Below are 25,545 nucleotides of genomic sequence, written 5' to 3' on the forward strand. Positions count from 1 at the left end.
ATTTTCCTAAAAAAATATAGTAATTTAAGTAGGTATACATTAAAGATTAAAATTATAATAAGTTATTAGAGTTATGGAAGATATTGACATTTGGCAGAATAAATTTGAAGCTTGCGATTATGGCAAGAAACTAATTGATAAAATTCAAGAATTAAACATCACAGCAAAAAATCCTATAGATATTAAAGAAATCGAAAAAGGACTTTACTATGCTCATAAGTATCACGAGGGACAAATGCGTCAATCAGGCGAGCCTTATTATACCCATCCAATAGAAGTAGCAATAATGTTAGCTGAATTTGCAGCTCATGAAACACCAAAGCTTTATAAATCTTATATGATAATCGTTGCTCTGCTTCATGACACAATAGAAGATACTCATTTAACACATGAGGATATTAGCAAAATTTTTGATAAAGATATTGCAGATAATGTAGAACACTTAACAAGAATTAAACCGCATGGAAAAATAAGCTCCGGTGAAATGTTAAATTTATTAATTCAAGAAAAAAAATATGATATAGCACTTATCAAAGTATTTGATCGTCTACATAATTTACAAACCATAAATGCTAAGTCTCCTGACAAAGCTTTAAAAACAGTCAAAGAAACTATAGAAAGCTTTTTACTTATAGCTGCATATCTTGAGATAAGAACAATAGAGCAGCAATTATTAAATGTGTGTTAATTTTATAGAACAAAATTTCCCTTCAAAAGGTGAACAAAATGACTTACTTAATACAACAAATTTTAAAAACTCTATTTTAGATTCTCAAAATGAATTTAAATAACGAGTTAAAATTTTAATGCGTTAATTAAATCGCTTTTATACCTCCAATGTGCTGCTCCACCGCTTTCGGCATGATAATGCATATTTTCATCGCGTATCTGTATTTCTATTCTATATTGATCTTCAGTTATAATAACAGTATGTAAAGATTGGTAACCATTTGGTTTAGGATTATCAATATAATTTTTTAGCTTATCTTTTTCATACTCATATAAATTATGTACTATTTTTAAAGTTTTATAGCATTTTTCTTCATCTAATACCACTATCCTAATTGCGAAGATATCAGTTAATTGTTCTATTTTTATCCCCTTACGATACAATTTATATAAAATTGATACGGGATGTTTAATTCTACCTGTTATTTTAGCGGTAATATCATGTTTAGATAAATTATGACTTAAATGTTTAATAACTTTTTGAAACAACACTACCTCCTTAATTTATTAGCAGTAGCAAATCAATTTTTATAATTGCTATTATAAAGAAAAGTTGTAGAAATCAAGGTTTGAGGTCATTTCCTCGCCCGATTTCAAAATAAAATTATTATTTATCTTATTATAAAGATTATAAGCTTTTGCTTAATTCAACCAATTAAAGACTAAAGGTTGAGAAGTGTATTATAATTAATTAAAAATTACTTGCAATATTAAATCTTAAGTAATTAAGCAAATAAATTTTAGCCTTAAATCAGTAACTAAAAAATTTTTATTTTTACCTCTTGAACTAATGAAAATAAAATATATATAGTATGTACATTTAAAATATTTATATAATTTGGAGGTTAAAATGTCTTTTAAACCATTATACGATAGAATTGCAATAAAGCCTATCGAACATGAAGAAAAAACTAAAGGTGGAATTATTATTCCGGATACTGCTAAAGAAAAACCAATGCAAGGTGAAGTCGTAGCAGTTGGCAAAGGCGTTCGTAATGAAAAAGGCGAAGTGCATCCTTTAGAGTTAAAAGTAGGTGATAAAGTTCTATATGGTAAATGGGCTGGTACTGAAATTAAAGTCAAGGGTGAAGATCTCATCGTAATGAAAGAAAGCGATGTATTTGGTATTATTAATTAATTATTTGTTTTAAGGAGAATTTAAATATGGCAACAAAACTTATTAAGCACGGCTCAAAAGCACGTGAGCAAATGCTAGAGGGAATCGATATTTTAGCTGATGCAGTAAAAGTTACTTTAGGTCCAAAAGGCAGAAACGTACTTATCGAGCAATCATTTGGAGCACCAAAAATTACTAAAGATGGTGTTACTGTTGCAAAATCTATTGAATTAAAAGACAAAATTAGAAATGCTGGGGCTCAGCTGTTAAAGTCAGCCGCTACTAAAGCTGCTGAAGTTGCAGGTGATGGAACAACTACCGCAACTGTTCTTGCTAGAGCTTTAGCACGTGAGGGTAACAAGCTTGTTGCTGCTGGTTATAATCCAATGGATTTAAAACGTGGTATGGATTTAGCGGTAAATACAGTATTAGAAGAAGTTAAAAAAGCTAGTAAAAAAATCGATAGCCAAGAAGAGATCGCTCAAGTTGGTACTATATCCTCAAATGGTGATAAAGAAATCGGTGAGAAAATTGCTAAAGCGATGGAAGAAGTTGGCAAAGAAGGCGTAATAACTGTTGAAGAAGCAAAGAATTTCAGCTTTGATGTTGAAGTAGTTAAAGGAATGATGTTTGATAGAGGTTATTTATCACCATATTTTGTAACAAATTCTGAAAAAATGGTTGCTGAACTTGAAAATCCTTACATCTTATTATTTGAGAAAAAACTATCAAACTTACAACCAATGCTACCTATCCTTGAGGCGGTGGTACAGTCACAACGTCCTTTATTAATCATTGCTGAAGATGTTGAAGGAGAAGCTCTTGCAACCTTAGTAGTAAATAGATTACGTGGTGGTTTAAAAGTTGCAGCTGTAAAAGCTCCAGGCTTTGGTGATAGAAGAAAAGCCATGATGGAAGATATTGCCATTCTAACTAATGGTGAGCTTATAACCGAAGATTTAGGCATGAAGCTTGAAAATGTTAGCCTTAAAAGTTTAGGTCATGCAAAAAGAGTTACAATCTCTAAAGAAAATACTGTAATTGTTGACGGTAGCGGCGATAAGAAAAATATCGAAGAGAGAGTATTACAAATTAAATCACATATCGCTGAAACTACTTCTGACTATGATAAAGAAAAATTACAAGAGCGTTTAGCTAAACTTTCTGGCGGTGTTGCTGTACTTAAAGTCGGCGGTGCTACTGAAGTTGAAGTAAAAGAGCGTAAAGATCGCGTTGAGGATGCACTTGCTGCAACACGTGCTGCTGTTGAAGAAGGTGTTGTTGCTGGTGGCGGTGTGACATTACTACATGCTTTACAAGCTTTAAAAAATCTGAAAGTAGACAATAAAGACCAACAAGCAGGTATTGAATTAGTAATCGAAGCTTTAAAAGATCCAATAAAGCAAATCGTTGAAAATGCTGGCGAGAATGGCGGTGTAGTAGTTGGTAAATTATTAGAGCATAAAGATAAGAATTTCGGCTTTAACGCTCAAGATATGCAATATGTTGATATGATTAAAGCAGGAATTATTGATCCGGCTAAAGTAGTGCGTACTGCTCTGCAAGATGCAGCTTCTGTTGCTTCGTTAATTATCACTACGGAAACTTTAATTGTTGATGAACCTGAAGACAAAGAAAACCCAATGCCAATGCGTGGCGGTATGGGTGGCATGGGCGGAATGGGAGGCATGGACTTCTAACGCCTCAGTGTCAATGTCTGCGTAAATCGTTTTCCTGTCATTGCGAGGAAAAACTTTAAGTTTTGACGAAGCAATCTCATCATTATTTCCTGAGATTGCCACGCGGTCTTCGACCGCTCGCAATGACGACTTGGCATCCACGCAACAATGCTAGTCATAGACGACGAAGCAATCCAGTAAAAAATGCTAATATTATTAGTATTTTTTATTATTTTCTGGATCCCGTGGACAAGCCACGGGATGACACCAAGGGCGTTTTTCGATCCACGCAACAATGCCTCCCGTGGCTTGTTCACGGGGTCATGTCATTCCCGCGTAGGCGGGAATCCAGTAATAAAAAAACATAAATAAAACAAGTTTTTAAAACTAAAAGCTTAGGTATCTCGCTTTACCCTGAATTCCCGCCTCCGCGGGAATGACATCCAAGGCGTTTTCCGATCCACACAAGCAAGCCTTAAGCCGGAATAACAAACGATCCACGTAATATCATCGCTACAACATAACACTAAAAAATTACCACCCTAGTTTTTCTGTTATCTAATTAATTCCTATTTAAAAAATTAATATTTGCTTTACAATTTATTAAATTTATTTTATAATTTATACCTAATTTGTATTAAGTATTTATTATGAAAAAGTCTAAATCTCCTACTGAATTAAAATTTAATTTTACAGCCCTGGATAAAGATAAGGTACTAAAATTTGTACCGGCTCTTCCTATAATTTTACAAGATAATGCATGGTCAAAACTTTCAAATATGAAAGGTTCTATAGAAGCTGGAGCAGAGATAATAATAAATATTTTGAATTTTTTAAGTGGTAACAGTTCAGCAGTAAAAAAAATTCCTATTAATACAAATAAGAATATGAAATTTTTTGTGTTAAAAATTTTATTTAATAATTATGAATATAAAAATATTCAAGAACATAAAGCACTAAAGGAAGTGTTAAGAAAATATCATCCTGAGCAAAAATCTAATGGAGACGTTACCTTTTTAGTAAATAATGTTGCCTATGCTGAAAAATTTTCTAAAAGTGCAAAAACTGAAGCGGATAATTCTATAGAAAGTATTTTCTCACAGCTTGAAATAATGAAAATGGCGTTAGAGTGTACCATAGAGAATAATCACTATGAAGTAGCAGAAAAATTATTTACCGATATATTTTCAAATGCAAGAACAAATTTAGATTCGATATTCTCTCAACAAGAATATGTTAATCATAAAAAATATACGACTATTTTGTTTGAATTAGTAAACAAGTTTATGTCTGTTGAACATCAAATTAAAACTATCATAGATCTAACCTCTCACTTAAAGCATTATTTTAATATTACAGCAGAATCTACAGATATACTAATTAATAATAAACATTCAAATGAAGCTGAAGAATTGCTTACAGCAGCACTTTATAATATGACTATAGATGATAAACCAAAAAACCAAGATATAGGTTGGTGTTACTATAAATTAGGTTATCTTAATCATAGAAATGGACAGAGAGAATATGCTGTAGAGTGCTATAAGAATGCTTTAGACAAATTACCAGCTACAGATAAATATATTATACAAACTATTAATTATAATTTATGGGGTATTTATAGTTATTATGATGCTGATGATAGTATAGAAGCATTATTAAATCAAATGCCGGAATCTGGTCTTAAAGATCTACTAAAATTAGGCAAAAATCTAACAAATATTACTACTTCCCAATTAGAGAATATTAACCGCTCTGATTTACAACCTCAGCATACTCAAATGTTTGATCTTTATAAATATAGTGCTAAATATAATTCTCTTTCAATTGATCAAAAAATTAGTAAAAAAACACGTTTTACAAAAGATTTAAATACAATAATCAAAAAAAATTCTGATATTGATAAATTATTAGCCCTCTCGGTAGCTATTTACACAGAACAATTTGACATAGCTCGCAACATATTAAACACAGTTCCAGAAAATGAAATAGAGAAGTGTAAGAAGTTAAATTTATCGCTCTTAAGAAGCTATCTTGATCCAGATTCTATAATTTATGATGCAGAGGAATTAAAAAAAGAAGAAAAAGTCGAAGTTCTTAATGCTGCCAATACTTCTTTAATGGCAGAAGATAAAAGTGAGCTATGAGGTGGCCCAATTTGTCTAGACTAAAAATTAAGATTTATGAGATATAAATTGTATTATAATTTTACTCAATAATTTTTGTAGAATACACCTGTTCTGGAGTGAGATATTCTAATGACTGGTGCATTCTTTTTCTATTATAAAAATTTATGTAATCAGTTATAGCATTTTTTGCCTCCTTGACAGTATTTAAAACCATCAAATATATTTTTTCTTGTTTTAATGAACGCCAAAATCTTTCTATAAATACATTATCTAGGGCTCTGCCTTTACCATCCATACTGATTTTGATTTCACGTTTAATTAGTTTATCTGTAAAATCTTTTGATGTAAATTGAGAACCTTGATCTGTATTAAAGATTTCAGGCTGACCATATTTTATTATTGCTTCTTCAAGTGCATCAATACAAAAGTCACTTTCTAAACTAATAGACACCTTCCAGCTCACAATATAACGACTAAACCAATCAATAATTGCTACCAAATATACAAATCCTTGTGCCATTCTAATATAAGTGATATCTGTACTCCATACCTGATTTACTTTAATAATTTCAACTCCTTTTAAAAGATATGGATATATTTTATGAGCTTGATTGCGCTTACTTAAGTTCATTTTAGGATAGATAGCTTCAATAGCCATTATTCTATAATAACGACTTACTGCCTTGCGACCAATTGTGATGCCCAATGGTACAAGGTGCTCAGACATTCTTCTTGCTCCAAAGTAAGGATGCTGTGTGTATATTTCATCAATCACTTGCATTATTTTTAAGTCTTTTTGGGTTAAGCCTTGTGGCTTGTAATAATAGCTAGATTTGTTAATAAACAGTAGAGTACATTGCCTAGCGATACTTAGATTACTACACTCTTTATCTACCATATTTTTTCTAATTGCCAAGTCCAAACAATGTAGATTTTTTTTTCAACCAGTCACGTTCAACAGTTAACTGGCCTATTTGTTCATACAATTGTTTTATTAAATCCTGATGATCTGGATCCTTAGATTGTGGCTTAATTTGAAAACCACTAATTAAATTTTCTATACCTCTTTTCTTCCATGCTTGTATTTGTGTCGGATGAACTCCATATTTGCTACTAATTTGAGCTATTGTCATTTCAGCTTTTATTGTTTCTAAAACTATCTTTGTTTTTTCTGCTGCACTATATTGTTTTGCTTTTTTGGACATATAATTTCTCTTTTGTATCTGAAAATTATATCTCATTCTAGCATTTTAGTAGTCCAGTTTTTGGGTACCATTATAGATTTGATGCTTGTACTTAATACTGGGCTAAATCAGGGAAACCTGGACTCCATATTCAAAAGAGTCATACTATCATATAAATTACTTATAATAGATGAATTTGGATATCTGCCGTTAAAACCAGAACAAGCTAATCTGTTATTTCAAGTTATAGCAAAGCGTTACGAAAAGGGTAGCATAATTCTTACAAGTAATCTTCCATTTGGACAATGGCATAATAGTCTTGCTCAGGATAGTGCTCTTACAGCTGCTATTTTAGATCGTCTGCTTCACCACTCCACTATACTTAATATTAAAGGTGATAGTTTCAGGCTTAAGGATAAAAAGAAAGCTGGTCTTGTGCCAATAGGAATTATTAATAAACAGGAGGAAAATCTTATGACTTAAATATCAGATAATTTTTTTATGATACTGTATCAATTTTCAGCCGTTGCATATTAAAAATCTGTATCATTTTTCGACCGCTGTTGACAACTTAATAGTGATCTAGAAAAAGCTAAGAAATATGCAAATCAATTAAGTAAAGAAAAACAAGAAGAAATCTTTATAGGTGATTCTGAAGAAGCTACAAAAATAGATGATTTAGATTGTTTACTTGCACAATATGATGCTAAGAAAATTCATCAATATTATCAGGATAAAAAAGAACAACAGCTTCATATATTAAGTCAGAAAATTACTCATTATACCACTTCATGGAATATTCCAGGAAAAGGTCAGGTTAAAAGTACCGAAGCTACTTATATTGGTAACTATAAAGGACAAGATTGTTATAGTATTATTGATGATAAAGTGAAGAAATCAATTGGTTCTTTATTGCCTCGTTTTGAGAAAGCAATGGAGAAAGGAATAATACATCATCAATATGGTATAAATGGAGTAAAATTTATTGAAGAAAAGGCTATTGAAATCAAGGTTAGAGCTGATAAAAGGTTATTAGCAAGTGAAATTTATGAAAACTCAGGAAAAGAGTTATTAATAAATTTTGATCATGAAGCTAATCATAAAGAAGCTGAAATATTTATTAATGGTCATCACTTAGAAATATACCACGAATAAATGAAAAATTGATAAACGAGTATGTTAATGCGTTATATTTATCACATCTGGTATAATAATTTTATCTTCCAAACAAAATACTTATTTATTAATAAAAATTAATGTGTAATTAATAATATGTTAAAAACTTATTAATAGGTAGTGTTATGAAAAGCAAACTTTCAGCAAGTATACTTAGTCTTAATTCCTATACTCAAAACCCTGTTATTAATGACATAAAAGAATTGGCAGAAGAATTAAAAGTTAGATCAGAAGTTAAATCAGCTTATAAAATAGCTCCAACCAAATTTTCCATGGACGAAACATATAATCAAATATTATATGCTTTACAAACTGTAAAATTTGCCAAAGCACATATAAAAGAACCAAATCTTGGTATAAACGAAACTCAAGAATGGTGCAAAAAATTAAATGATTATGGCATTATTGTTACTTGTTTATTAACTGAAAGTGTTAATAAATCTATATTAAGTTTTTTGTCATTTAAAAAAGGTAATAAAATATTAGATTTTTTATCATCTTATTTATTAGATAACGCTTCTGAAGCTCTTAAAGAAACTATGCCGAAAGAGTTTATAGATAAATATAACATGACTAATGCTGTGAAATTACTCAGCAATGAAGAAATAAAAAGTTATTTGAAAGAATACGCAGGCTCTAATCAATAACTTGCTTCTGAGCGTCAACATACTACAGCTACTATTTATGAAGAAGAAAATGTTGAAACTATGGGAGGCGATGTAGCACCTGCGACTTAGTCTTTAAAAATCTATATTGCAAACAATTCAAGCAAGGTAGCAATCTAAAAAATTTTAATTAGATTGCTTTGTTAAATTACTTTGTGGTTTTCTTGTAATATAGATTTAGTCTTGTTTAAAAAGCTTATTAAAACTTAATCAGCAGAGGGGCTACCTAATGCTATAACTTCGTCTAAATCCTCAATTAAGGATTTAGGTATATATGAATTTTTATATTCAATATTCGACTCTTTAATTTCTAATAATGCTAATCTTTTTAATGTAATATATTCAGATATTGAGTTACTTAAAGATTTTAGTTCAGGATCAACAAAATCATTAGAAGTAAATTTTGTTAATTTTGTTGCTTCGTTATATAAATCATCTTTATTCTTAAAATATTTTATTTCCGGATTAAATTTGTTTTTTTGCCTATTTAAAAAAATATTTTGTACTTTTGAATCACAATCTTTAAAATATTCATATAACTCTTCTAAATTAGATTGTTTATATAATTTCTCGCATTTTGCTATATCTTCAACTATTCCTGTTATACGATTATTTAAATATGATTTATACACAGGTTCTAATATTTCATCTTCAATATTAGTATTAGGATATTCGAGTAAATATTGAGCAAATGGGTTAATATCATCGCTGTCATCGTCATGGTTTGTTATTATTGATTTTACCAATGGGATTCGATTTGTGGAAGAGTCAATATGGTTTACGACTGCTCCATTCTTAATGAGTAACTCTAACATTTCTGCGTAGTCATAATATGCTAACTCATTTAATATTTTGCCATTATTATAATTTACATCTGCTTCATGCTCGATTAATAACTTTGCTATCTTTAGGTAATTATTAGTAGCAGCCATAAATAACAAATCTTCAAGATCAGAAAAACCTTTATCAATAAATAATTTTACTGTTTCATAATGACCAAATTGTGTAGCACGTAGAGCAGCAGTATAATTATTTGAGTCTTCAATATTAATTTCTGCCCCCCTCTCAATTAGTAATTCTACTATTTTATAATGATTGTGGAAAGCAGCACAATGTAAAGCTGTGGTTTTGTAACCTGAAAATATCTCACCACTTACGTGTTTGTTATTGTGTTCAACCAAGGAATTAATATCAATTCCACCTTTGTTTAACATTGATAAAACTTTTTCAAATTTATACTCCATGATTCTCCTCCATTTAAATTAATATCTCTCTCATAATAATTAACAAAAATTAATAATCAAGGGTTAATTACCATAAAATATGATTTTTTAAAAAATTTGTTTTGGATTTTAAATATGCTATATTCGATATAAAAAACGATATTTATGATTTCTAATATTTCTTTTTTACAGGATTTTGCTGAATTTATTATAAGTAAATTCGGTAAAGATAATTTGTATAAAGAACTCAAAATAATATTGCCGAATAGTCGTTCTTGCATCGAATTAAAAGAGCTTTTGACTGGCAATTATAATATAAAGAATTTACCTATTATTATCCCATTCAATGCTATTATTTCAAAAAAAGATTCTTCGGAAGATTATATGTCTAAAATGGAAGAATTATTTACTTTGTCAAAAATAATTACCGAATATAAAAAATTAGATTTTACTCCTGAGGAAGCATTAAAAACTGCCGGAATTTTAAATAAATTATTTGCTGATTTAGTAAATAATAATATCGATATAAAATTAATTGAGACTTACAATAATTCAGAATATTGGCAGAATATTTATAAATTCTTAGAATATAGTTTTTTAAAATGGCAAAAAAACGAAAAGCAAAGCAGTAATAATTATAAATTAAAATTGCTTTTGGAAGAGATAGCAAGAACCAAAAACAGCAGTAAAAAGGTAATATTAGCCGGCATATTTAAGCCTGATTCTTTCTTAAAAAAATATGAAGAAGAACTGCAAATAATTAAATATAATGAGATAAAACTAGCTCACAATAATATATATTATTATGAGCCTACGGATATTTATGAAGAAGCTGAGCAGATAGCTCACATATGTAAGCTGAATGCGGATAAAAAAATAGCTATTGTTACAAATAACGATAAATTGAAAAGGATATATTGTAACTATTTAGATAAATATGAGTTAGTGTTTGAAGATTTGATCGGTAATGATCTAAAACTAACAAATGTAAGTAGCTTACTAATATCTATCATTAATATATTATGTAATAATTTTGATTTGAAACTTTTATTTTTATTACTTAAAAATCCTTTAATAAACTGCACGAATGTTCAGAAACTTGAGTTATTATTATCAGGTAAAAATCGTTTTATATCTTCGCCAAAATATTTACTACAATTACAATTTGATAATGAGGATCTAAGAAGTTACTGCCATAATTTAGTAGATATTTTATTTGCTACTAAACCTTATAATATCAATGATATATTAGTAGTTTCTAAAGAAATAGCTGAAAAGCTTTTACCAGAAATTTGGGAAAAAGAGGAAGGAGCTGAGCTATTAGAATTTTTAAATAATTTAATAGAGTTTAGCGATAGTATAAACACCAGTAAAAAAGATTTTCCTAAAATTTTTACTCTATTACTTTCTAGTATTAAATATTATAAAAATATTGAATCTAAGATAGTTATCGGCTCATCTGAAGAACTTGCTTTATCTCGTTTCAATTTAATTATATTACCACATTTTAATAGCGATAATTGGAGTACTACTACCACTACTCATCCTTATTTAAGTAAAGAAGCAAAGCAAATATTGAATATAGATTATGATAAAATTACTCCCAAACTATATTCATATTATTTTGATTTGTTATTACAAAATGAAGAAGTAATCATATTAAATGCAAAAAAATATGCCGGAAAATTATCTACTCCTTGTAATTTATTTTTAAAGCTGCAAAATGTCACTCAGAATAAAAGTGTCATACCGCGACTTGATCGCGGTATCTTTGAAAGTATATTTCTGGATCCCGTGGACAAACCACGGGATGACAATAGAAAAAAAGCAGCACACAGTACTTTTTTCCCAAATATATTATCTGTAACAGATATAGAAACCTTAATCAGGAATCCATATGGTTTTTATGCTAAGAAAATCCTGAAGCTACGGACTCAAGATAAGATATGGGAAGAGCCAAAAATATCAGATTTTGGGAACTTTATTCATAAAGTTTTAGAAGAATATTCTAAAAATTATGACCAGCAGAATATGCTTGATAAACAGCAAGCTTTGCTAAATATTGGCAATAATATTTTACATAGCACTATTCTCCCTACATATACAAAGAAAACTTGGCAGACAAAACTAACACTACTGAGTAAAGCTTTTATTCTATTTGATATGGAACGCAGAAAAAATTGTCAAAAAATTTATTTTGAAATTAAGGGAGAGCTGAACTTAAATATAGCAGGACAGAATATAAAAATAATTGGTATAGCTGACCGAATTGAAATCAGTAAATCAAACCGCATAACTATATTAGATTATAAAACTGGTACTATCCCAACTAAAAAAGAAATAGAGCTAGGACTTTCACCACAGCTTATTATAGAAAGTTTAATGATACTCGAAAACGGCTTTAATATACTATCTCATTCCCATGAAAGCGGGAATTCAATTGAAGACATTACCATTGCCTATGTAAAAATAACTAGCACCGAGCCTTATGTGCAAACAACAGAAATAAGTTTAAGCATGGAAACCCTAGACAAACATAAACAAGGATTAATAAGACTGCTTGAATATTATGTTACAAACAAGTCCTTTGTTTATGATTTGGATATGTCAAAATATAATGATTATTTGCATTTGAGGGGACATTAATTGTCATTCCTGCGAAAGCGCAGTTAGTGTCCGGAAAAAAATAAACGTTGTTATTATTAGGTTTTTTCGTCATTGCGAGAAGAATTACAAAGTAATTCGACGAAGCAATCCAGTAAAAAACGCTAAAATTAGTTATTTTTTACTATTTTTCTGGATTGCCACGCGGTCTACGACCGCTCGCAATGACGATTTTAATAATACTCCAATTTTCTCCGGACACTACTGTGCGAAAGCGAGAATGACACCGAAGCCATGCAACAAACACGTTTGTTTGATTTTCTTTAAAGTAGTAAGTAAAGCACGTTGCTCTTGCTTTTCTATGCCAAATAATTGTTCTTGAAAAGCAGGATAATTCATATCTAGTAATATTTTAGTCATTTTGTACCAAATCTACTATTTCATCAAAATTTTCATGCCTTTTATTTATTTCTGCCCATTTTATAGCTCTATCAATTATCTCATTGTTATTTTTATTATAAAGCCACATTTCATTATCAGGAATAAATTTACCAGGTTTAATTATTATAGTATATTTGTGTGTATAAAACAATAGGAGTTATCACAAATCCATTATCAACTTAAATTTTTCACCATTACCGATAATTTTACTATCTGTGTTATAAATAATTGGATCATTAATTTTCTCATGACCGAATCTATCAGTTTTAAATACCGGTACTTTTAAATTATTTGCAAAATTACGCAGCACTAACATTGTGAGTTTAGAATCTTTATCAAACGTGCCAAATATTATAGCCTTAATATTTTCAAGTAATCCAGCTTGTTTTAATTGTATTAAAGCACGATCTAACTGATAAGGAGCTACATTTATATCTTCTAAAAAAAGAATTTTATCAGCGGTTTTTATTTGCCATCTAGTCCCTATACTACTTAATACCATAGTTAGGTTACCGCCGGTTAGCTTGCCGCTAACAAGTTCGGTTGGTTTGGCTACATTGTTAAGAGCTGCTAAATCATTTATGACCGCTTGTTTTACTTTACCTTGCAATATTTCAGCAAGTTTTATAAAGTTACCTTGATCTTGTTCAGGTTTTAGCAAACCAGCTACATTAGTACCATGTATTGTTTTCCATCCCCATTCTTGCGATAAGAAAAGATGCAAAGCCGTTATATCACTATATCCTATAAAAAATTTTTTCTTATTTGGTTTTGGAAGTTTTAATAAATCAGGAATTAATCTTGCAGAACCATAACCGCCTCTTAAACTCCATACTATATTGCTAGATTCATTATATAAGGCATCTTTCAAACAATTAAATCTTATCTCATCAGTACTTGCTAAAAATGGTAAATCACCTTTGCTAAAACATTTAGCCGGCATATTTAAGTTAAGAGTTTTGATACTTTTTAAATCAGATAAAGTTTTGCTATCAGCACCTGAAGCCGGTGCAACGACATTAATTGGAATATTTTTTAATAATTGAGGTATTGTAGCTTGCGAAAAAGCTGATAATGAAGAAAATAGTAATATTAATGAAATTAAATTTTTAAGTTTCATGATATTTATTATTAGAGTTTTACTATTATGTCATACCTAGCTAGGAGTGGCTTCGTTGCATGGCTCTTATGTCATTCTTAGCAATGGCGGGAATCCAGGAAAAAAAGTATACATAAAGCAAGTTTTTAAAGTTAAAAGCTCGATTTATGCTGGATTACCGCCATTGCTAAGAATGACATACAGGGCATTTTCCAAGCCATACAACAACGCCAGTTTTTCCTTAAAATGAGAACGTAAGGCAAGCCTTATGATAGAATTTTAAGCTGAAAAATCTAAATAAGAATGCTGATCACCACCCATAATATTCATTTCTTCACTTTTAAATTGATCAATATTAAAACCAAGATACTCTTCAAATATATCACTTGTTCCTATTCTTTCGGATATTGCATTTGTTTCATCAAAGTTTTTAGAATCTTTAAAATAATCATAAGCTAGTTTCAATGTTACTTCTTTTTTCATAACTTCACTAGTGTCAGATGGTAACATTTTTAAAAGAAAATCAAATTCTTTAGTATTTTGATTATATAATAATTCTAAGAATTTCTTAACTTCAACTTCTTTACCATTAATAAGCGTTACTTTCTCGCCAAGTAATTCTTTCGAAATTTTTAATGAAGAAGCTGTATAATTAGTATTAACAATTTGTTCTTCTGGTTCAGGTAAACTTTCTGGAGCTTTCAACTCAACATTTAGTATAGTCTCTTGATTTTGACGGTCCTGTTCTATTTTATTGTCAAAAGAACAATATGGATTTGTTACATCGTATTTTGTAAATAATTCTTTTGTTGAGATACCATTCCATTTTGCAGCATAGTTTCCCATATTTTTAAGAGCAGTACCAACACATCCGTCGGGGTTAATATCTAATTTTTTTGCTGTAGTCATATATGCTACTACACTACCAGGATTTAATTTTGAAAAATGATCTTTAAATTCATTCGTTACATCATTTAGATTATTGCTACGTTTTGTTTCTATTAAAGCTTTTAATACTAGCTTAGCTTGTTCGCCCTTTTCTTGATTGTCCTCTCCTGAATTAGAGGTACTTGCTATCCATCTATATTTAACTGGTTCTTGTTCATTAAGAGGGTTTAAAGGATGTGGGGCATCCCAATGTCAAAAGTCTCTCTATTTTCATGATTAATACCTAAACTGCTAAGCATTTCCTTAATATTGTGTACGTTATTATCATTATCATTAGAGAATTTTTTGACTTCTTTTTCTACTTTTTTACCAAATTTTTTTTGTTCTTTTCCTAATGGCATAACTTTCTCCTTAACTTACTAATTATATACCCGCACCATACTCATATTTTATGATTATGTCAAACAAAACATTAACATAAATTAACTTTTTGGTATATCACAAGCGTGTAAATCCTGTTTAAACTTGAATGTATTATTTTTATTCAAAATTGTACGATAAATCTGAATATTTTCAAGAACTCTTTGAACATAATCTCTTGTTTCTCGGTAAGGTATAAGTTCCATCCAATCAATAACTTTTCTCATATCCTTGATATTCCTTGGATCACCAAATCTATCTATCCATTTTGCAACATTGTGACTGCCAGCATTATAAGAAGCAATCGATAAAATGTAAGATCCACGATGATCACCCAGTAATTGTTTAAAATGATGAGTACCAAGTTTAATATTATATGCAGGATTTCTAGTTAAATCTGCTACACTACATTTAAGACTTATAGATTTAGCGGTTTCACAAGCAGTTTTATCAATAAGCTGCATTAAGCCCCTAGCATTTGCACTACTTACCGCTTTATGATCGAAAACAGATTCTTGCCTAATAATCCCATAAGCTAAATGGGGATCAATAGGAAGCCCTGCTAGATTATAAGGAGTTGGGAAAGCACAATTTGGAATGAAAATATTATTTTGAGCAGCAATTTTTGCAACATCAACCATATAGTTAGCATTATTAGTTGACTTAATAATGTTTGTGATTACTAAAATTTCAGCAGGGTTTTTAGTCTCTTTAATAGCAGCTTTAGAATATATAACAGCTAATTTATTTTTATCATATTTAACTAATAATCTTATTGCTTTAATAATATCTTTATTTTCAATAGTTTTTCTTTCTTCATTACTAACTATAGGTACAGGAGGCAATACTAAATTAGTTTTATTTAACTCAATATTTGCTACCTGACCATAAAAGGTAAAAGAGTATTTAGCAGCCTGTTCATAAAATTGTTTAGCAGTTTGTTTATTGCCTTTCGCTTCATAACTTCGTCCTAACCAATAATATCCACGTGCTAAACTAATTGGAGTTTTAACAATTTTGATAAATTTATTAAAATGTGCTAATGCCTGATCAGGCTTCTTTAAAAAGCTTAGAGACAACCATCCAGCCATCCACTCCTGCTCTCTTATCGTTTCAGGACAGGTAGCAAAAGGCAATGATGCTATTTTATAGCTATTAGCAAAATCTTTATAATCGATAAATTCACGAGCATAGTAGAGCTGCAAGCGACACCATTTAGCAAAATGCTTACGATTATTCTTTGCTTTCTTAAATAAAGTAATAATTTCACCAGTTGGTTTTTGCTTTTTCTTAGAATCTAAATAACGATATAACAGACCAGAAGTATAATATTTTTCAGGGGCTTTTCTGAAAAGCTTTTCAGCATTTGGCGATTTATTTATAATAGCAATTTGAGCTCTAAAGGAGTTTTGATAATTACGATCTACATATTTTAGTGATTGCTCAGCTGATCTAATATCAGACTTCCAAAGATGTTCTTCTATTCGTTCTAAATGATCATTTGTGGTTAAATATTTCTTCCATCTGCTATAATATGCACTTTCTTCTTCAGGGCTAAAATCTGCATATATCCAAGCATCTTTAATAATAGGCAATAATATTTTTTGATCATTAACTAAGCTACTTGCAGCCAATGCATAATATTTATAACCTTTACCAGTAAGGGGTGGATGCTTACTAAACCATTCAAAAATGGTTTTTTTATTTGTATTGCTATTTAAGTATCTTTCTGCTTTTTCTTCTAATAGCTTACTTTGAGGCCAATTTGGATTATCGCACAAAAACTTAATTACTTGCTCAAAGCTATTATTCGGATAATCGCTATCTAAAAATCTTTGCGAAACAACAATTTTTGTTAAAGCTTTGTTATTTAATTCCCTAGCTAACTGCTCTGCCTGCGACCAATTTTTTTGATCTACATATAAAAAAACTTGCCCAATATTATTGTCAGACTCAGCAAATACTTTAAAACTTGCTGCTAATGAGAGCAAAATAATAATTGATAATTTTTTTATTATTTTCATATTTTTTAAATATATTAAGTTTTTCTATCATCCCATGATTTATTAGGCATTGCCAGCGTGGATCGGTTTTTCCTCTGTCATCCCGTGATTTATGAACTAGAGCCAGTTAAAAATACTAATAAAATTAGTATTTTTTATTATTTTTTGGATGCCGTGGTCAAGCAACTAGATGACACCGAGAGCGTTTTTCGATCCACGCAGGGCAAGCCTTAAGCGGGAATGACATTGGAGCCACAAGCAACTAGATGACAATTAAATATTTATAGTTCTTTTATCTACCCCAAGAGCTGCTTCTTTGATTGCCTCGCTTAAAGTTGGATGGGCGTGGCAAGTTCTTGCTATATCTTCCGCAGCTGCACCGAATTCCATATAAGCCGTAAGCTCTGCTATTAGAGTTCCTGCATCAGCCCCGATAATATGAGCTCCTAAAACCTTATCTGTTTTACTATCGGCAAGAATCTTCACCATTCCTTCAGTTTTACCTATTGCTCTTGCTCTACTATTGGCTAAGAATGGGAACTTACCCACTTTGTAGCTAACGCCTCTTTCCTTTAATTGCTCTTCAGTTTCACCAACGCTTGCTACTTCTGGGGAAGTATATATTACGCTTGGGATCAGGTTATAATTTACATGACCCGCCTGCCCTGCCATAATTTCGGCGGCAGCTATCGCCTCTTCTTCAGCCTTGTGTGCAAGCATAGCACCTTTTACAGCATCACCGACTGCGTAAATGTTTGGTACAACAGTTTGGAAATGTTCGTTAATCTCGATTCTACCTTGTTTATCTGTAGCAATGCCGACAGCTTCAAGACCTAAATTTTGCGTGTAAGCTTTTCTGCCGACTGCCATAAGTACTACATCCGAAGTTATTACAGAGCTTTTACCACCCTCCTCGATTGTAAGGTTAACTTTACCGGATTTTACTTCCGCAGATAATACTTTAGTATTTAGTTTAAATTCTATTCCCTGTTTCAGTTGAAGCTTCATAAATTGGCTAGCGACTTCTTTATCAAGCATTGGTACAATACTCTCAGCATATTCTACCACTGTTACCTTAGAACCTAGACGCCTCCAAACAGAGCCAAGCTCTAAACCGATATAACCGCCGCCAACTACTATTAAATTTTCAGGCACTTTTGAAAGCTTTAAAGCACCGGTCGAAGAGACGATAAATTCTTCATCAATCTTAATATTTGGGATTTCTATTACACTAGAACCGGTAGCAATTAGGATATTTTTAGCCGAAATCTGTTCGCCACCTACTTCAATAATATTATTAGATATAATTTTAGCTTCACCTTTTATTCTGGTAATTTTGTTTTTAGCAAATAAACTTTCTATACCTTTTGTAAGGTCTGAAACCACTTTATCTTTATTAGCGAGCATTTTTTGTAAATCTAGCTTTACTTCCGCATTAATACCAATATTCTCAAAATGCTTTAAAGCTTCTTCATATTTTTCAGAAGAATTAAGCAGTGCTTTAGAAGGTATACACCCTATATTTAGACATGTACCACCAAGCGTATCATTTTTTTCAATGCACGCTACTTTCATACCAAGTTGTGCGGCTCTTATACTACCAGTATAACCAGCAGGACCGCTTCCTATTACTACTAAATCAAATTCTTGCATATATATACCTTATAAATATTATCAATAACTGTATGTCCTTTATGTCATCCCAACATACACGTCATTGCGAGGAGCATAGCTTTGATGCAATCTCAGGACGCATGACAAGATTGCCGCGTCAATGCTACGCATTTCCTCGCAATGACGTATACACAACTCACAATAACAAACCCATATTAAACCCTAAAAATACAGCATTCTAGTTCTTATAACAACTTTAATCTTATAACAACTTTAATCTTATACTATTTTTACTAGGTGAAGCAATAAAACTAATTAAGGTAATGTTATCTTCGAAGCTATTTTTATGGTTTTGTAGCAAAGAATACATTTTTTTAGAAATAGCATAATTTTGACGTAGAATTAACGAGTTTGACTCGCCTATATTTTTTATTTCTCTCATTAATTCTAATGGATTATCAAATTTCAGCTCTATATTTTCGTAATCAACAATTACTTCATCGAAGCCTGCTTGTGATAATAAGATTGGAACGTGATCGAAATGAATAAAAGGCGAGATATGAGGAGAATGTTGAGAGCTGCTTTCTATCTCGAGTTCTATTAAAGATTTACGCAAATTTTGAAGACTGCTACCTCCAATAAAATTACCGATAAAAACACCATCATTTTTTAGGAACTTTCTTATATTAAGCAAAAAACGCTGTACGTCATTTATGGAGTGTAAGCCTAAGGAATAAACTATTAAATCAAATGAATTTTCTGGAAGTTCTAAATGCTCCTCATCAATACATAACTTATTATTATGCTCAAATGAATCAAGCAACGTCTTAGACATATCAGTTGCAGTAATTTTAGCATCCTTGTAGATAACCTTTAATAATTTAGTCAGATAACCACACTTAGCTGATATTTCCAAAATATTAGAAAAATTTTTATCGATCATTTTCAAACGATCAATTAGATCGTCTGCTACCTGCTTCATAAACAAGCTGTTACTAATTCCAACTACTGCATTATTGCGGTTATTTTTTATATTTACTCTATTGAATATATAACTCTCTCAATTTATCTTATATTTTTCTTTTACTTTCTTTTCTAAAATTGCTTTCTCTTCTACCATCCAATTAATGATAGGTGGTAGATCACCATTTATGAGATCCTGAATACGCTTTCTTTTTCTTGCAGTATGAATATCATCACCCCTAATTCTTTCTACTATTTCAAAATTATCCCTAATACCTTTAATTTTAATCTGATCATCAGGTAATGAAATTTGTAATTTTTTCTCTTTTATGTGCTGTTTTCGTTTTTCTACTAAATCGCTATCACTACAATTATAATTTTCAGAAATATTTATCAAAATTTTAGTTGGTACGCTCTCTGATTTCTTATCTTCTGCTAAAGTTTTATAACTATTGACACATAATAATGCTACCAATATAAATTTTCTAAACATAATACCTACCTATTATATTGAGTTTATTAAAATAAATTAATAAATACAAAATGCAAGTATTAATGAGTAATTAATTATTTATTATGTGAGGGTAACACAGCATTATTATAATATCTTTGTTTATAATATATTTTATAATTTTCACTTCTTATATTATTAAACAACTGTTCTTGTTGTTTTTTAATTTGATAGCTTAAGGAATTAGGCTTAATATTACTGGTTTGAAAATTGTCTTCACAAAATTTTAAAAAACCTGAAATTAACGTCTCTACTCTCTGAGCATCAGTTTTTCTTTCACTAAATTGCATAGAAAAATTGCTAGGATTATTAACCCACCAATTAAATACCTGACTTAAGAGGCATATTTAACATCATCGGCTTGGAACAATTTTTGTATATGTTTAGGATTGTTCTGTAAGCAACGTAAATAAGATTTAAGATTGTATTTTAACTCATCTTTTGTAAGAGGTATATGTTTTCTATTTACATTTCTTTTTAAGTCATTATTTAAGTATTCATCTGGATTATGTTGTGGAGTATAAGGAGGCAAAAAAAACAAAGAAATTTTATCTTTATGCTTATTTGTCCAGCTGTATACTTTTTTACTATGATGTACTTTTAAATTGTCTAATATTAAAAAGATCTTCCTTCTTGCAGATTTCACTAATCTTCTTAGAAATTCTATAAATATATCTGTTTTTAGTGTATCTTCATATAACATGAACCTTAGTTTACCATTGTTCGTAACAGTTGATATCATATTTATAGTAAATCGTTTTGATTTATGAATAACTACGGGTGTTTTGCCTTTTAAAGAATAGCTCTGTAACACCTGACATTCTGATTTTATACCCACTTCATCACACCAGTGTATTTCAGCTTGTTCCATTTGTGCTTGTTTTACTATTGCGGGATATTCTTCATCTAGCCATACTTGAACTTGTTTTGGCTGTTGCTCATAAGCTAATTTCTTTGGTTTTTGTGCAGTATATCCCCATCTTCTTAAATATTCTCCAATCGTACTTAATGGCAAAAAGAAACCACAGCATTTTTTAATCAGGGCATTAATAGCTTTTCTTGACCATAGTGCAGATTTGATATTGTGATCTTCTGGTCTAGAGTGATTTATATAATCTTGTATTTTTTTACCCAGCATTTCATTTATTATTCTTTTCTCTCCTGTCTTTCTTCCTCTAGACTTGCCAGTTATTGCATATTTATCACCTCTTCTTCTTTTGTTAACCCAGTTACTAATAGTCTGACGTGTTACTCCTATAAGATTTGATACATCTGATTGTTTTTCTCCTTTATCAATTGCTCTTAATGCAACTTTTCTTAAAGCTGCTTGTACACTCGTTGATAATGTCCTAAAATCTTCTTTTTTTAGCATTATTTCATTCTAACATTATATTTTAGTATTTGCAACTATTATGTCAGGTATTTAATTGGTGGGTTAATATTATGATCTAAATAAAATTTTCTATATTCTTCATAAATTCTATTTTCTTTTTTAACCTGTTTTTCTGAAAAAGAAAATTTTCTTTCAAATAATTTATTATGTATTTTGGTGCAATCACTCCATGGCAATTTTATAGTTTCTTGCTCTATTACTATATCTTGAGTAGTTTCTGTAACTTGAATATCGTTAAAATCGGCATTAATTTTTACTGCACTTACTAATATTACAAAATATATTATTGATTTAATATTCATAAATTTAGTTAATTTTAACTGGGATCGGGACCATAATACTACTTTTATATCTTTTATTACTAGTAAAAAATGGCTTTTTCTGAACTTTATTATTACTGACTACAGCCTTATTTACTAAAATATCCTCACTATTATTTAAGTAACCATGCAACGATGCTTTATAAAGTGCCATATTACTTGCTATTTTTACTACATCCTGTTTATATTTAAAACCCAAAGAATGAGTAGCTGAATGGTAATGGGCTATAGCTTTATGCCAGTTCTTAAGCTGATCATACTTTGAACGTAGAAATTCTGCACCATAACGAATATTATTATTCGGCTCAAATGCCTGATCAAGAGAGTTAAAAGCCCCTAAATGATGCCTTAAATTAATCTGCATACATCCAACATCAATACTTTCACGCCCTCTTATAATTTCTTTTCTTACAAAATTTACTGCCTCTCTTTTAGTATTAAAGTAATAACCTTTACCCTCAACATTAACAGTCCAAGGCCATACTACTCTAAGATTGCGAGTTTTATGTTTTTTACCTGACTCTTTTAAAGCAATTGAATGAAGCGTGTTAGACGGGATATTAAATTTTTTTTCAAAATAAGGGAAAAGTTTAGAACATTTTAAAGACTCAGCTATTTCAGGATCAGCAATAGCTATTGATGAAAAGAAGATATAAGGAATTGTGAAGATCAATAACTTAACAAACATTTACCCTAAATTACTTTATTATTTTTGGATAAATTAACGTAACATAACTTTTCTAATTAAGCAAGAAAAGTTATATTACAAAAGACTAAATAATTATTCTAGATTATTGACGCCTGTGTTGCTTTCTACTTCCCCTAAGGTTTTTAATACTTGCTCTAATTGTTCTAATTCAGAAAATGGATTTATTAATTCGACTTCTAGTATTTTTGTATTATTGCTTAAGGCTAATTCTGGCTGCTTATAAAATATCTCTTCACCTGATTTGGTAGGTTTTACAACGCCAGTTTAGGATAAGGAGGTCTGAGGATAAGCAAGTAGTGTTAGAAATTTTTTAGATTTATTGAAATTAAAAGCATTTACGCAAGATAAGTATATGAACTAAGAAATTAATAGGGGAGCGATGTCTTGAATGTTCAAGGTTCATGCTGTTTTTTAGTACATTAAATACTGATTCAATTATTGATCTGCTTTTTAAGAGTATTTTATCTTCTATATCTAATAAATGATTTTTCATATCCTTGCGAATCCCAGTAAATAACCGTAGCCCACGACTAAATAATTTAGCGGACATTTCCTTAGAAATATAAGCCTTGTCTCCAAATAATTTACCCCATAATCCTTTGGTAATTGAGTCTACAGCAGATAAATCACTAGCATTACCCTTTGTTATTTTAATTGCCATAATCTGACCTTTATTATTAATTACAATATGTAATTTAAATCCCATAAACCATCCGTAACTACTCATACCTATTTTAGCAATGCCACTAAACACTTTATTATTATTTGTACGTTTTGCATGACATATCGATAATTTGGTTGAATCAACAAAATATATACCAGTCTCATCTCCTGTAAATAATTGTAACATTATAGTTAAAGGTAATACTAATCTTGGCCACAACTGGATTATCCGACTGTAACTAGGAAGACTAAAATATCCTCTATATTTACATGATAGATGATATAAATAATAATTCTTAAAATCTTTGCATGGAGATATATAAAAATATAATACTATAGTTATATAGTTCTGAAAGCCTTAAACTCCCTGATCTCCTACGCTTCCTAACGCTGGGTATTAATTTGCTTTCTTCCCATTCTTCGTAAACTTTACAATAATTATCTATTATACAAAATAGAGTTATGATACATCTTTTCATTGTTGAGTGCATATTTTTTTGATTCAAAATCTATGTAACTCAACACTCCTCTCTTGTAAATACCCTGCTTTATTATCTTTATTCCTTACACTCTTATCCTAAACTGGCGTTTACAATATCAAATCTTACCTTAAATTCTAAACCCAATCGATATTCTTCATCGCCACAAATTCTATAATCATTAACTATGATTTTAAATATTTCTGCTTTCGTTAGATCGTTCTTAGTTGTATATAAATCTTGAACAAAATATTCTAATAGTTCCCTTAACTTTTCTTTAACTTCTATAATATCTTCTTTTGATTTTTCTTTAATCTGCTCTAATGATATTTGGATATCTTGAAACTTTTCTTCTCTGTTATCAATATTATTTTCATTATTAGTAAGATCTATAATCTCATTTATTATATCTAAATATTAACCCACCAATTAAATACCTGACATAATAGTTGCAAATACTAAAATATAATGTTAGAATGAAATAATGCTAAAAAAAGAAGATTTTAGGACATTATCAACGAGTGCACAAGCAGCTTTAAGAAAAGTTGCATTAAGAGCAATTGATAAAGGAGAAAAACAATCAGATGTATCAAATCTTATAGGAGTAACACGTCAGACTATTAGTAACTGGGTTAACAAAAGAAGAAGAGGTGATAAATATGCAATAACTGGCAAGTCTAGAGGAAGAAAGACAGGAGAGAAAAGAATAATAAATGAAATGCTGGGTAAAAAAATACAAGATTATATAAATCACTCTAGACCAGAAGATCACAATATCAAATCTGCACTATGGTCAAGAAAAGCTATTAATGCCCTGATTAAAAAATGCTGTGGTTTCTTTTTGCCATTAAGTACGATTGGAGAATATTTAAGAAGATGGGGATATACTGCACAAAAACCAAAGAAATTAGCTTATGAGCAACAGCCAAAACAAGTTCAAGTATGGCTAGATGAAGAATATCCCGCAATAGTAAAACAAGCACAAATGGAACAAGCTGAAATACACTGGTGTGATGAAGTGGGTATAAAATCAGAATGTCAGGTGTTACAGAGCTATTCTTTAAAAGGCAAAACACCCGTAGTTATTCATAAATCAAAACGATTTACTATAAATATGATATCAACTGTTACGAACAATGGTAAACTAAGGTTCATGTTATATGAAGATACACTAAAAACAGATATATTTATAGAATTTCTAAGAAGATTAGTGAAATCTGCAAGAAGGAAGATCTTTTTAATATTAGACAATTTAAAAGTACATCATAGTAAAAAAGTATACAGCTGGACAAATAAGCATAAAGATAAAATTTCTTTGTTTTTTTTGCCTCCTTATACTCCACAACATAATCCAGATGAATACTTAAATAATGACTTAAAAAGAAATGTAAATAGAAAACATATACCTCTTACAAAAGATGAGTTAAAATACAATCTTAAATCTTATTTACGTTGCTTACAGAACAATCCTAAACATATACAAAAATTGTTCCAAGCCGATGATGTTAAATATGCCTCTTAAGTCAGGTATTTAAT

At 30.1% G+C, this 25,545-nt stretch carries 23 protein-coding genes and 4 pseudogenes; 9 read left to right on the forward strand and 18 right to left on the reverse strand.

Annotated features, from left to right (window positions below; all coding sequences use genetic code 11):
• The first annotated feature begins 73 nt into the window (after positions 1–73).
• Positions 74–791, forward strand: a pseudogene (locus tag AAGD54_RS05335) (HD domain-containing protein).
• 4 nt (positions 792–795) lie between these two features.
• Here the strand turns inward: AAGD54_RS05335 and AAGD54_RS05340 are convergent.
• On the reverse strand, positions 796–1,218 hold the full coding sequence (locus AAGD54_RS05340; RefSeq protein ID WP_341794307.1) for a bifunctional (p)ppGpp synthetase/guanosine-3',5'-bis(diphosphate) 3'-pyrophosphohydrolase: 423 nt from the start codon (positions 1,216–1,218) through the stop codon (positions 796–798).
• Between the two features lie 361 nt (positions 1,219–1,579).
• Here AAGD54_RS05340 and AAGD54_RS05345 point away from each other — a divergent pair, with 361 nt between their 5' ends.
• The 3 genes from AAGD54_RS05345 (at position 1,580) to AAGD54_RS05360 (ending at position 5,672) form a co-directional block, all read left to right on the forward strand.
• On the forward strand, positions 1,580–1,867 hold the full coding sequence (locus AAGD54_RS05345) for a co-chaperone GroES (RefSeq protein WP_011477260.1): 288 nt from the start codon (positions 1,580–1,582) through the stop codon (positions 1,865–1,867).
• A gap of 26 nt (positions 1,868–1,893) precedes the next feature.
• Positions 1,894–3,546, forward strand: a complete 1,653-nt coding sequence (gene groL / locus AAGD54_RS05350; RefSeq protein WP_341794308.1) for a chaperonin GroEL — start codon at positions 1,894–1,896, stop codon at positions 3,544–3,546.
• Positions 3,547–4,175: 629 nt separating this feature from the next.
• On the forward strand, positions 4,176–5,672 hold the full coding sequence (locus AAGD54_RS05360) for a hypothetical protein (protein ID WP_341794309.1): 1,497 nt from the start codon (positions 4,176–4,178) through the stop codon (positions 5,670–5,672).
• A gap of 61 nt (positions 5,673–5,733) precedes the next feature.
• On the opposite strand, the gene AAGD54_RS05365 is transcribed toward AAGD54_RS05360, so the two are convergent.
• The gene (locus AAGD54_RS05365) at positions 5,734–6,552 is read right to left on the reverse strand and encodes an IS3 family transposase (RefSeq protein WP_341794310.1); all 819 of its coding nucleotides are present in this window, start codon (positions 6,550–6,552) and stop codon (positions 5,734–5,736) included.
• A 7-nt stretch (positions 6,553–6,559) separates the two neighbouring features.
• Positions 6,560–6,859, reverse strand: coding sequence for a transposase (locus AAGD54_RS05370; protein ID WP_341794311.1), 300 nt, complete (start codon positions 6,857–6,859; stop codon positions 6,560–6,562).
• Positions 6,860–6,934: 75 nt separating this feature from the next.
• On the opposite strand from AAGD54_RS05370, the pseudogene AAGD54_RS05375 reads away from it, so the two are divergent.
• The 3 genes and pseudogenes from AAGD54_RS05375 to AAGD54_RS05385 all read left to right on the forward strand — a co-directional run.
• Positions 6,935–7,321 (forward strand): annotated as a pseudogene (locus AAGD54_RS05375) (ATP-binding protein); the annotation flags it as partial.
• Positions 7,322–7,726: 405 nt separating this feature from the next.
• Entirely contained in the window at positions 7,727–7,993 is a 267-nt protein-coding gene (locus AAGD54_RS05380) for a hypothetical protein (protein ID WP_341794312.1), read from the forward strand.
• Positions 7,994–8,139: 146 nt separating this feature from the next.
• The gene (locus AAGD54_RS05385; RefSeq protein ID WP_341794313.1) at positions 8,140–8,661 is read left to right on the forward strand and encodes a hypothetical protein; all 522 of its coding nucleotides are present in this window, start codon (positions 8,140–8,142) and stop codon (positions 8,659–8,661) included.
• Positions 8,662–8,885: 224 nt separating this feature from the next.
• On the opposite strand, the gene AAGD54_RS05390 is transcribed toward AAGD54_RS05385, so the two are convergent.
• Complete coding sequence (locus tag AAGD54_RS05390; RefSeq protein WP_341794314.1) at positions 8,886–9,923, reverse strand: ankyrin repeat domain-containing protein; 1,038 nt, start codon at positions 9,921–9,923, stop codon at positions 8,886–8,888.
• Positions 9,924–10,067: 144 nt separating this feature from the next.
• Here AAGD54_RS05390 and AAGD54_RS05395 point away from each other — a divergent pair, with 144 nt between their 5' ends.
• Entirely contained in the window at positions 10,068–12,548 is a 2,481-nt protein-coding gene (locus AAGD54_RS05395) for a PD-(D/E)XK nuclease family protein (RefSeq protein ID WP_341794315.1), read from the forward strand.
• 219 nt (positions 12,549–12,767) lie between these two features.
• Here AAGD54_RS05395 and AAGD54_RS05400 read toward each other — a convergent pair whose 3' ends face one another.
• The 14 genes and pseudogenes from AAGD54_RS05400 to AAGD54_RS05465 all read right to left on the reverse strand — a co-directional run bounded on the left by AAGD54_RS05400 (position 12,768) and on the right by AAGD54_RS05465 (position 23,873).
• The gene (locus AAGD54_RS05400) at positions 12,768–12,926 is read right to left on the reverse strand and encodes a hypothetical protein (RefSeq protein ID WP_341789095.1); all 159 of its coding nucleotides are present in this window, start codon (positions 12,924–12,926) and stop codon (positions 12,768–12,770) included.
• The gene (locus AAGD54_RS05405; RefSeq protein ID WP_341789270.1) at positions 12,919–13,098 is read right to left on the reverse strand and encodes a hypothetical protein; all 180 of its coding nucleotides are present in this window, start codon (positions 13,096–13,098) and stop codon (positions 12,919–12,921) included. The genes AAGD54_RS05400 and AAGD54_RS05405 overlap by 8 nt, the downstream gene beginning before the upstream one ends.
• 9 nt (positions 13,099–13,107) lie before the next feature.
• Positions 13,108–14,067, reverse strand: coding sequence for an LD-carboxypeptidase (locus tag AAGD54_RS05410; RefSeq protein WP_341794316.1), 960 nt, complete (start codon positions 14,065–14,067; stop codon positions 13,108–13,110).
• A gap of 258 nt (positions 14,068–14,325) precedes the next feature.
• Positions 14,326–14,955, reverse strand: coding sequence for a hypothetical protein (locus AAGD54_RS05415; RefSeq protein ID WP_341789093.1), 630 nt, complete (start codon positions 14,953–14,955; stop codon positions 14,326–14,328).
• Positions 14,956–15,161: 206 nt separating this feature from the next.
• Positions 15,162–15,335, reverse strand: a complete 174-nt coding sequence (locus tag AAGD54_RS05420; RefSeq protein ID WP_341794317.1) for a hypothetical protein — start codon at positions 15,333–15,335, stop codon at positions 15,162–15,164.
• Positions 15,336–15,416: 81 nt separating this feature from the next.
• Entirely contained in the window at positions 15,417–17,378 is a 1,962-nt protein-coding gene (locus AAGD54_RS05425; RefSeq protein ID WP_341794318.1) for a transglycosylase SLT domain-containing protein, read from the reverse strand.
• Between the two features lie 252 nt (positions 17,379–17,630).
• Positions 17,631–19,010 carry a dihydrolipoyl dehydrogenase gene (lpdA, locus tag AAGD54_RS05430; protein WP_341794319.1) on the reverse strand — a complete coding sequence of 460 codons (1,380 nt, stop codon included), beginning with the start codon at positions 19,008–19,010 and terminating at the stop codon, positions 17,631–17,633.
• 223 nt (positions 19,011–19,233) lie between these two features.
• Complete coding sequence (locus AAGD54_RS05435; protein ID WP_341789216.1) at positions 19,234–19,971, reverse strand: methyltransferase domain-containing protein; 738 nt, start codon at positions 19,969–19,971, stop codon at positions 19,234–19,236.
• Between the two features lie 60 nt (positions 19,972–20,031).
• Positions 20,032–20,427: a hypothetical protein gene (locus AAGD54_RS05440; protein WP_341789089.1), complete on the reverse strand. Its 396-nt coding sequence runs from the start codon at positions 20,425–20,427 to the stop codon at positions 20,032–20,034.
• Between the two features lie 74 nt (positions 20,428–20,501).
• Positions 20,502–20,756 (reverse strand): annotated as a pseudogene (locus tag AAGD54_RS05445) (DUF2532 domain-containing protein); the annotation flags it as partial.
• Between the two features lie 23 nt (positions 20,757–20,779).
• A complete protein-coding gene (locus AAGD54_RS05450; RefSeq protein WP_341794320.1) occupies positions 20,780–21,817 on the reverse strand; it encodes an IS630 family transposase in 1,038 nt (345 codons plus the stop codon).
• A gap of 59 nt (positions 21,818–21,876) precedes the next feature.
• Positions 21,877–22,140: pseudogene (locus tag AAGD54_RS05455) on the reverse strand (DUF2532 domain-containing protein); the annotation flags it as partial.
• Between the two features lie 4 nt (positions 22,141–22,144).
• Positions 22,145–22,846 (reverse strand): lytic transglycosylase domain-containing protein, encoded by a 702-nt coding sequence (locus AAGD54_RS05460; RefSeq protein ID WP_011477242.1) that lies wholly within the window; start codon positions 22,844–22,846, stop codon positions 22,145–22,147.
• A 346-nt stretch (positions 22,847–23,192) separates the two neighbouring features.
• Positions 23,193–23,873 (reverse strand): IS982 family transposase, encoded by a 681-nt coding sequence (locus AAGD54_RS05465; protein ID WP_341795188.1) that lies wholly within the window; start codon positions 23,871–23,873, stop codon positions 23,193–23,195.
• A gap of 620 nt (positions 23,874–24,493) precedes the next feature.
• Here AAGD54_RS05465 and AAGD54_RS05470 point away from each other — a divergent pair.
• Positions 24,494–25,531: an IS630 family transposase gene (locus AAGD54_RS05470; protein ID WP_341794233.1), complete on the forward strand. Its 1,038-nt coding sequence runs from the start codon at positions 24,494–24,496 to the stop codon at positions 25,529–25,531.
• Positions 25,532–25,545: the final 14 nt, after the last annotated feature.

Source organism: Rickettsia endosymbiont of Rhinocyllus conicus, assembly GCF_964026465.1.
Taxonomy (GTDB): domain Bacteria; phylum Pseudomonadota; class Alphaproteobacteria; order Rickettsiales; family Rickettsiaceae; genus Rickettsia.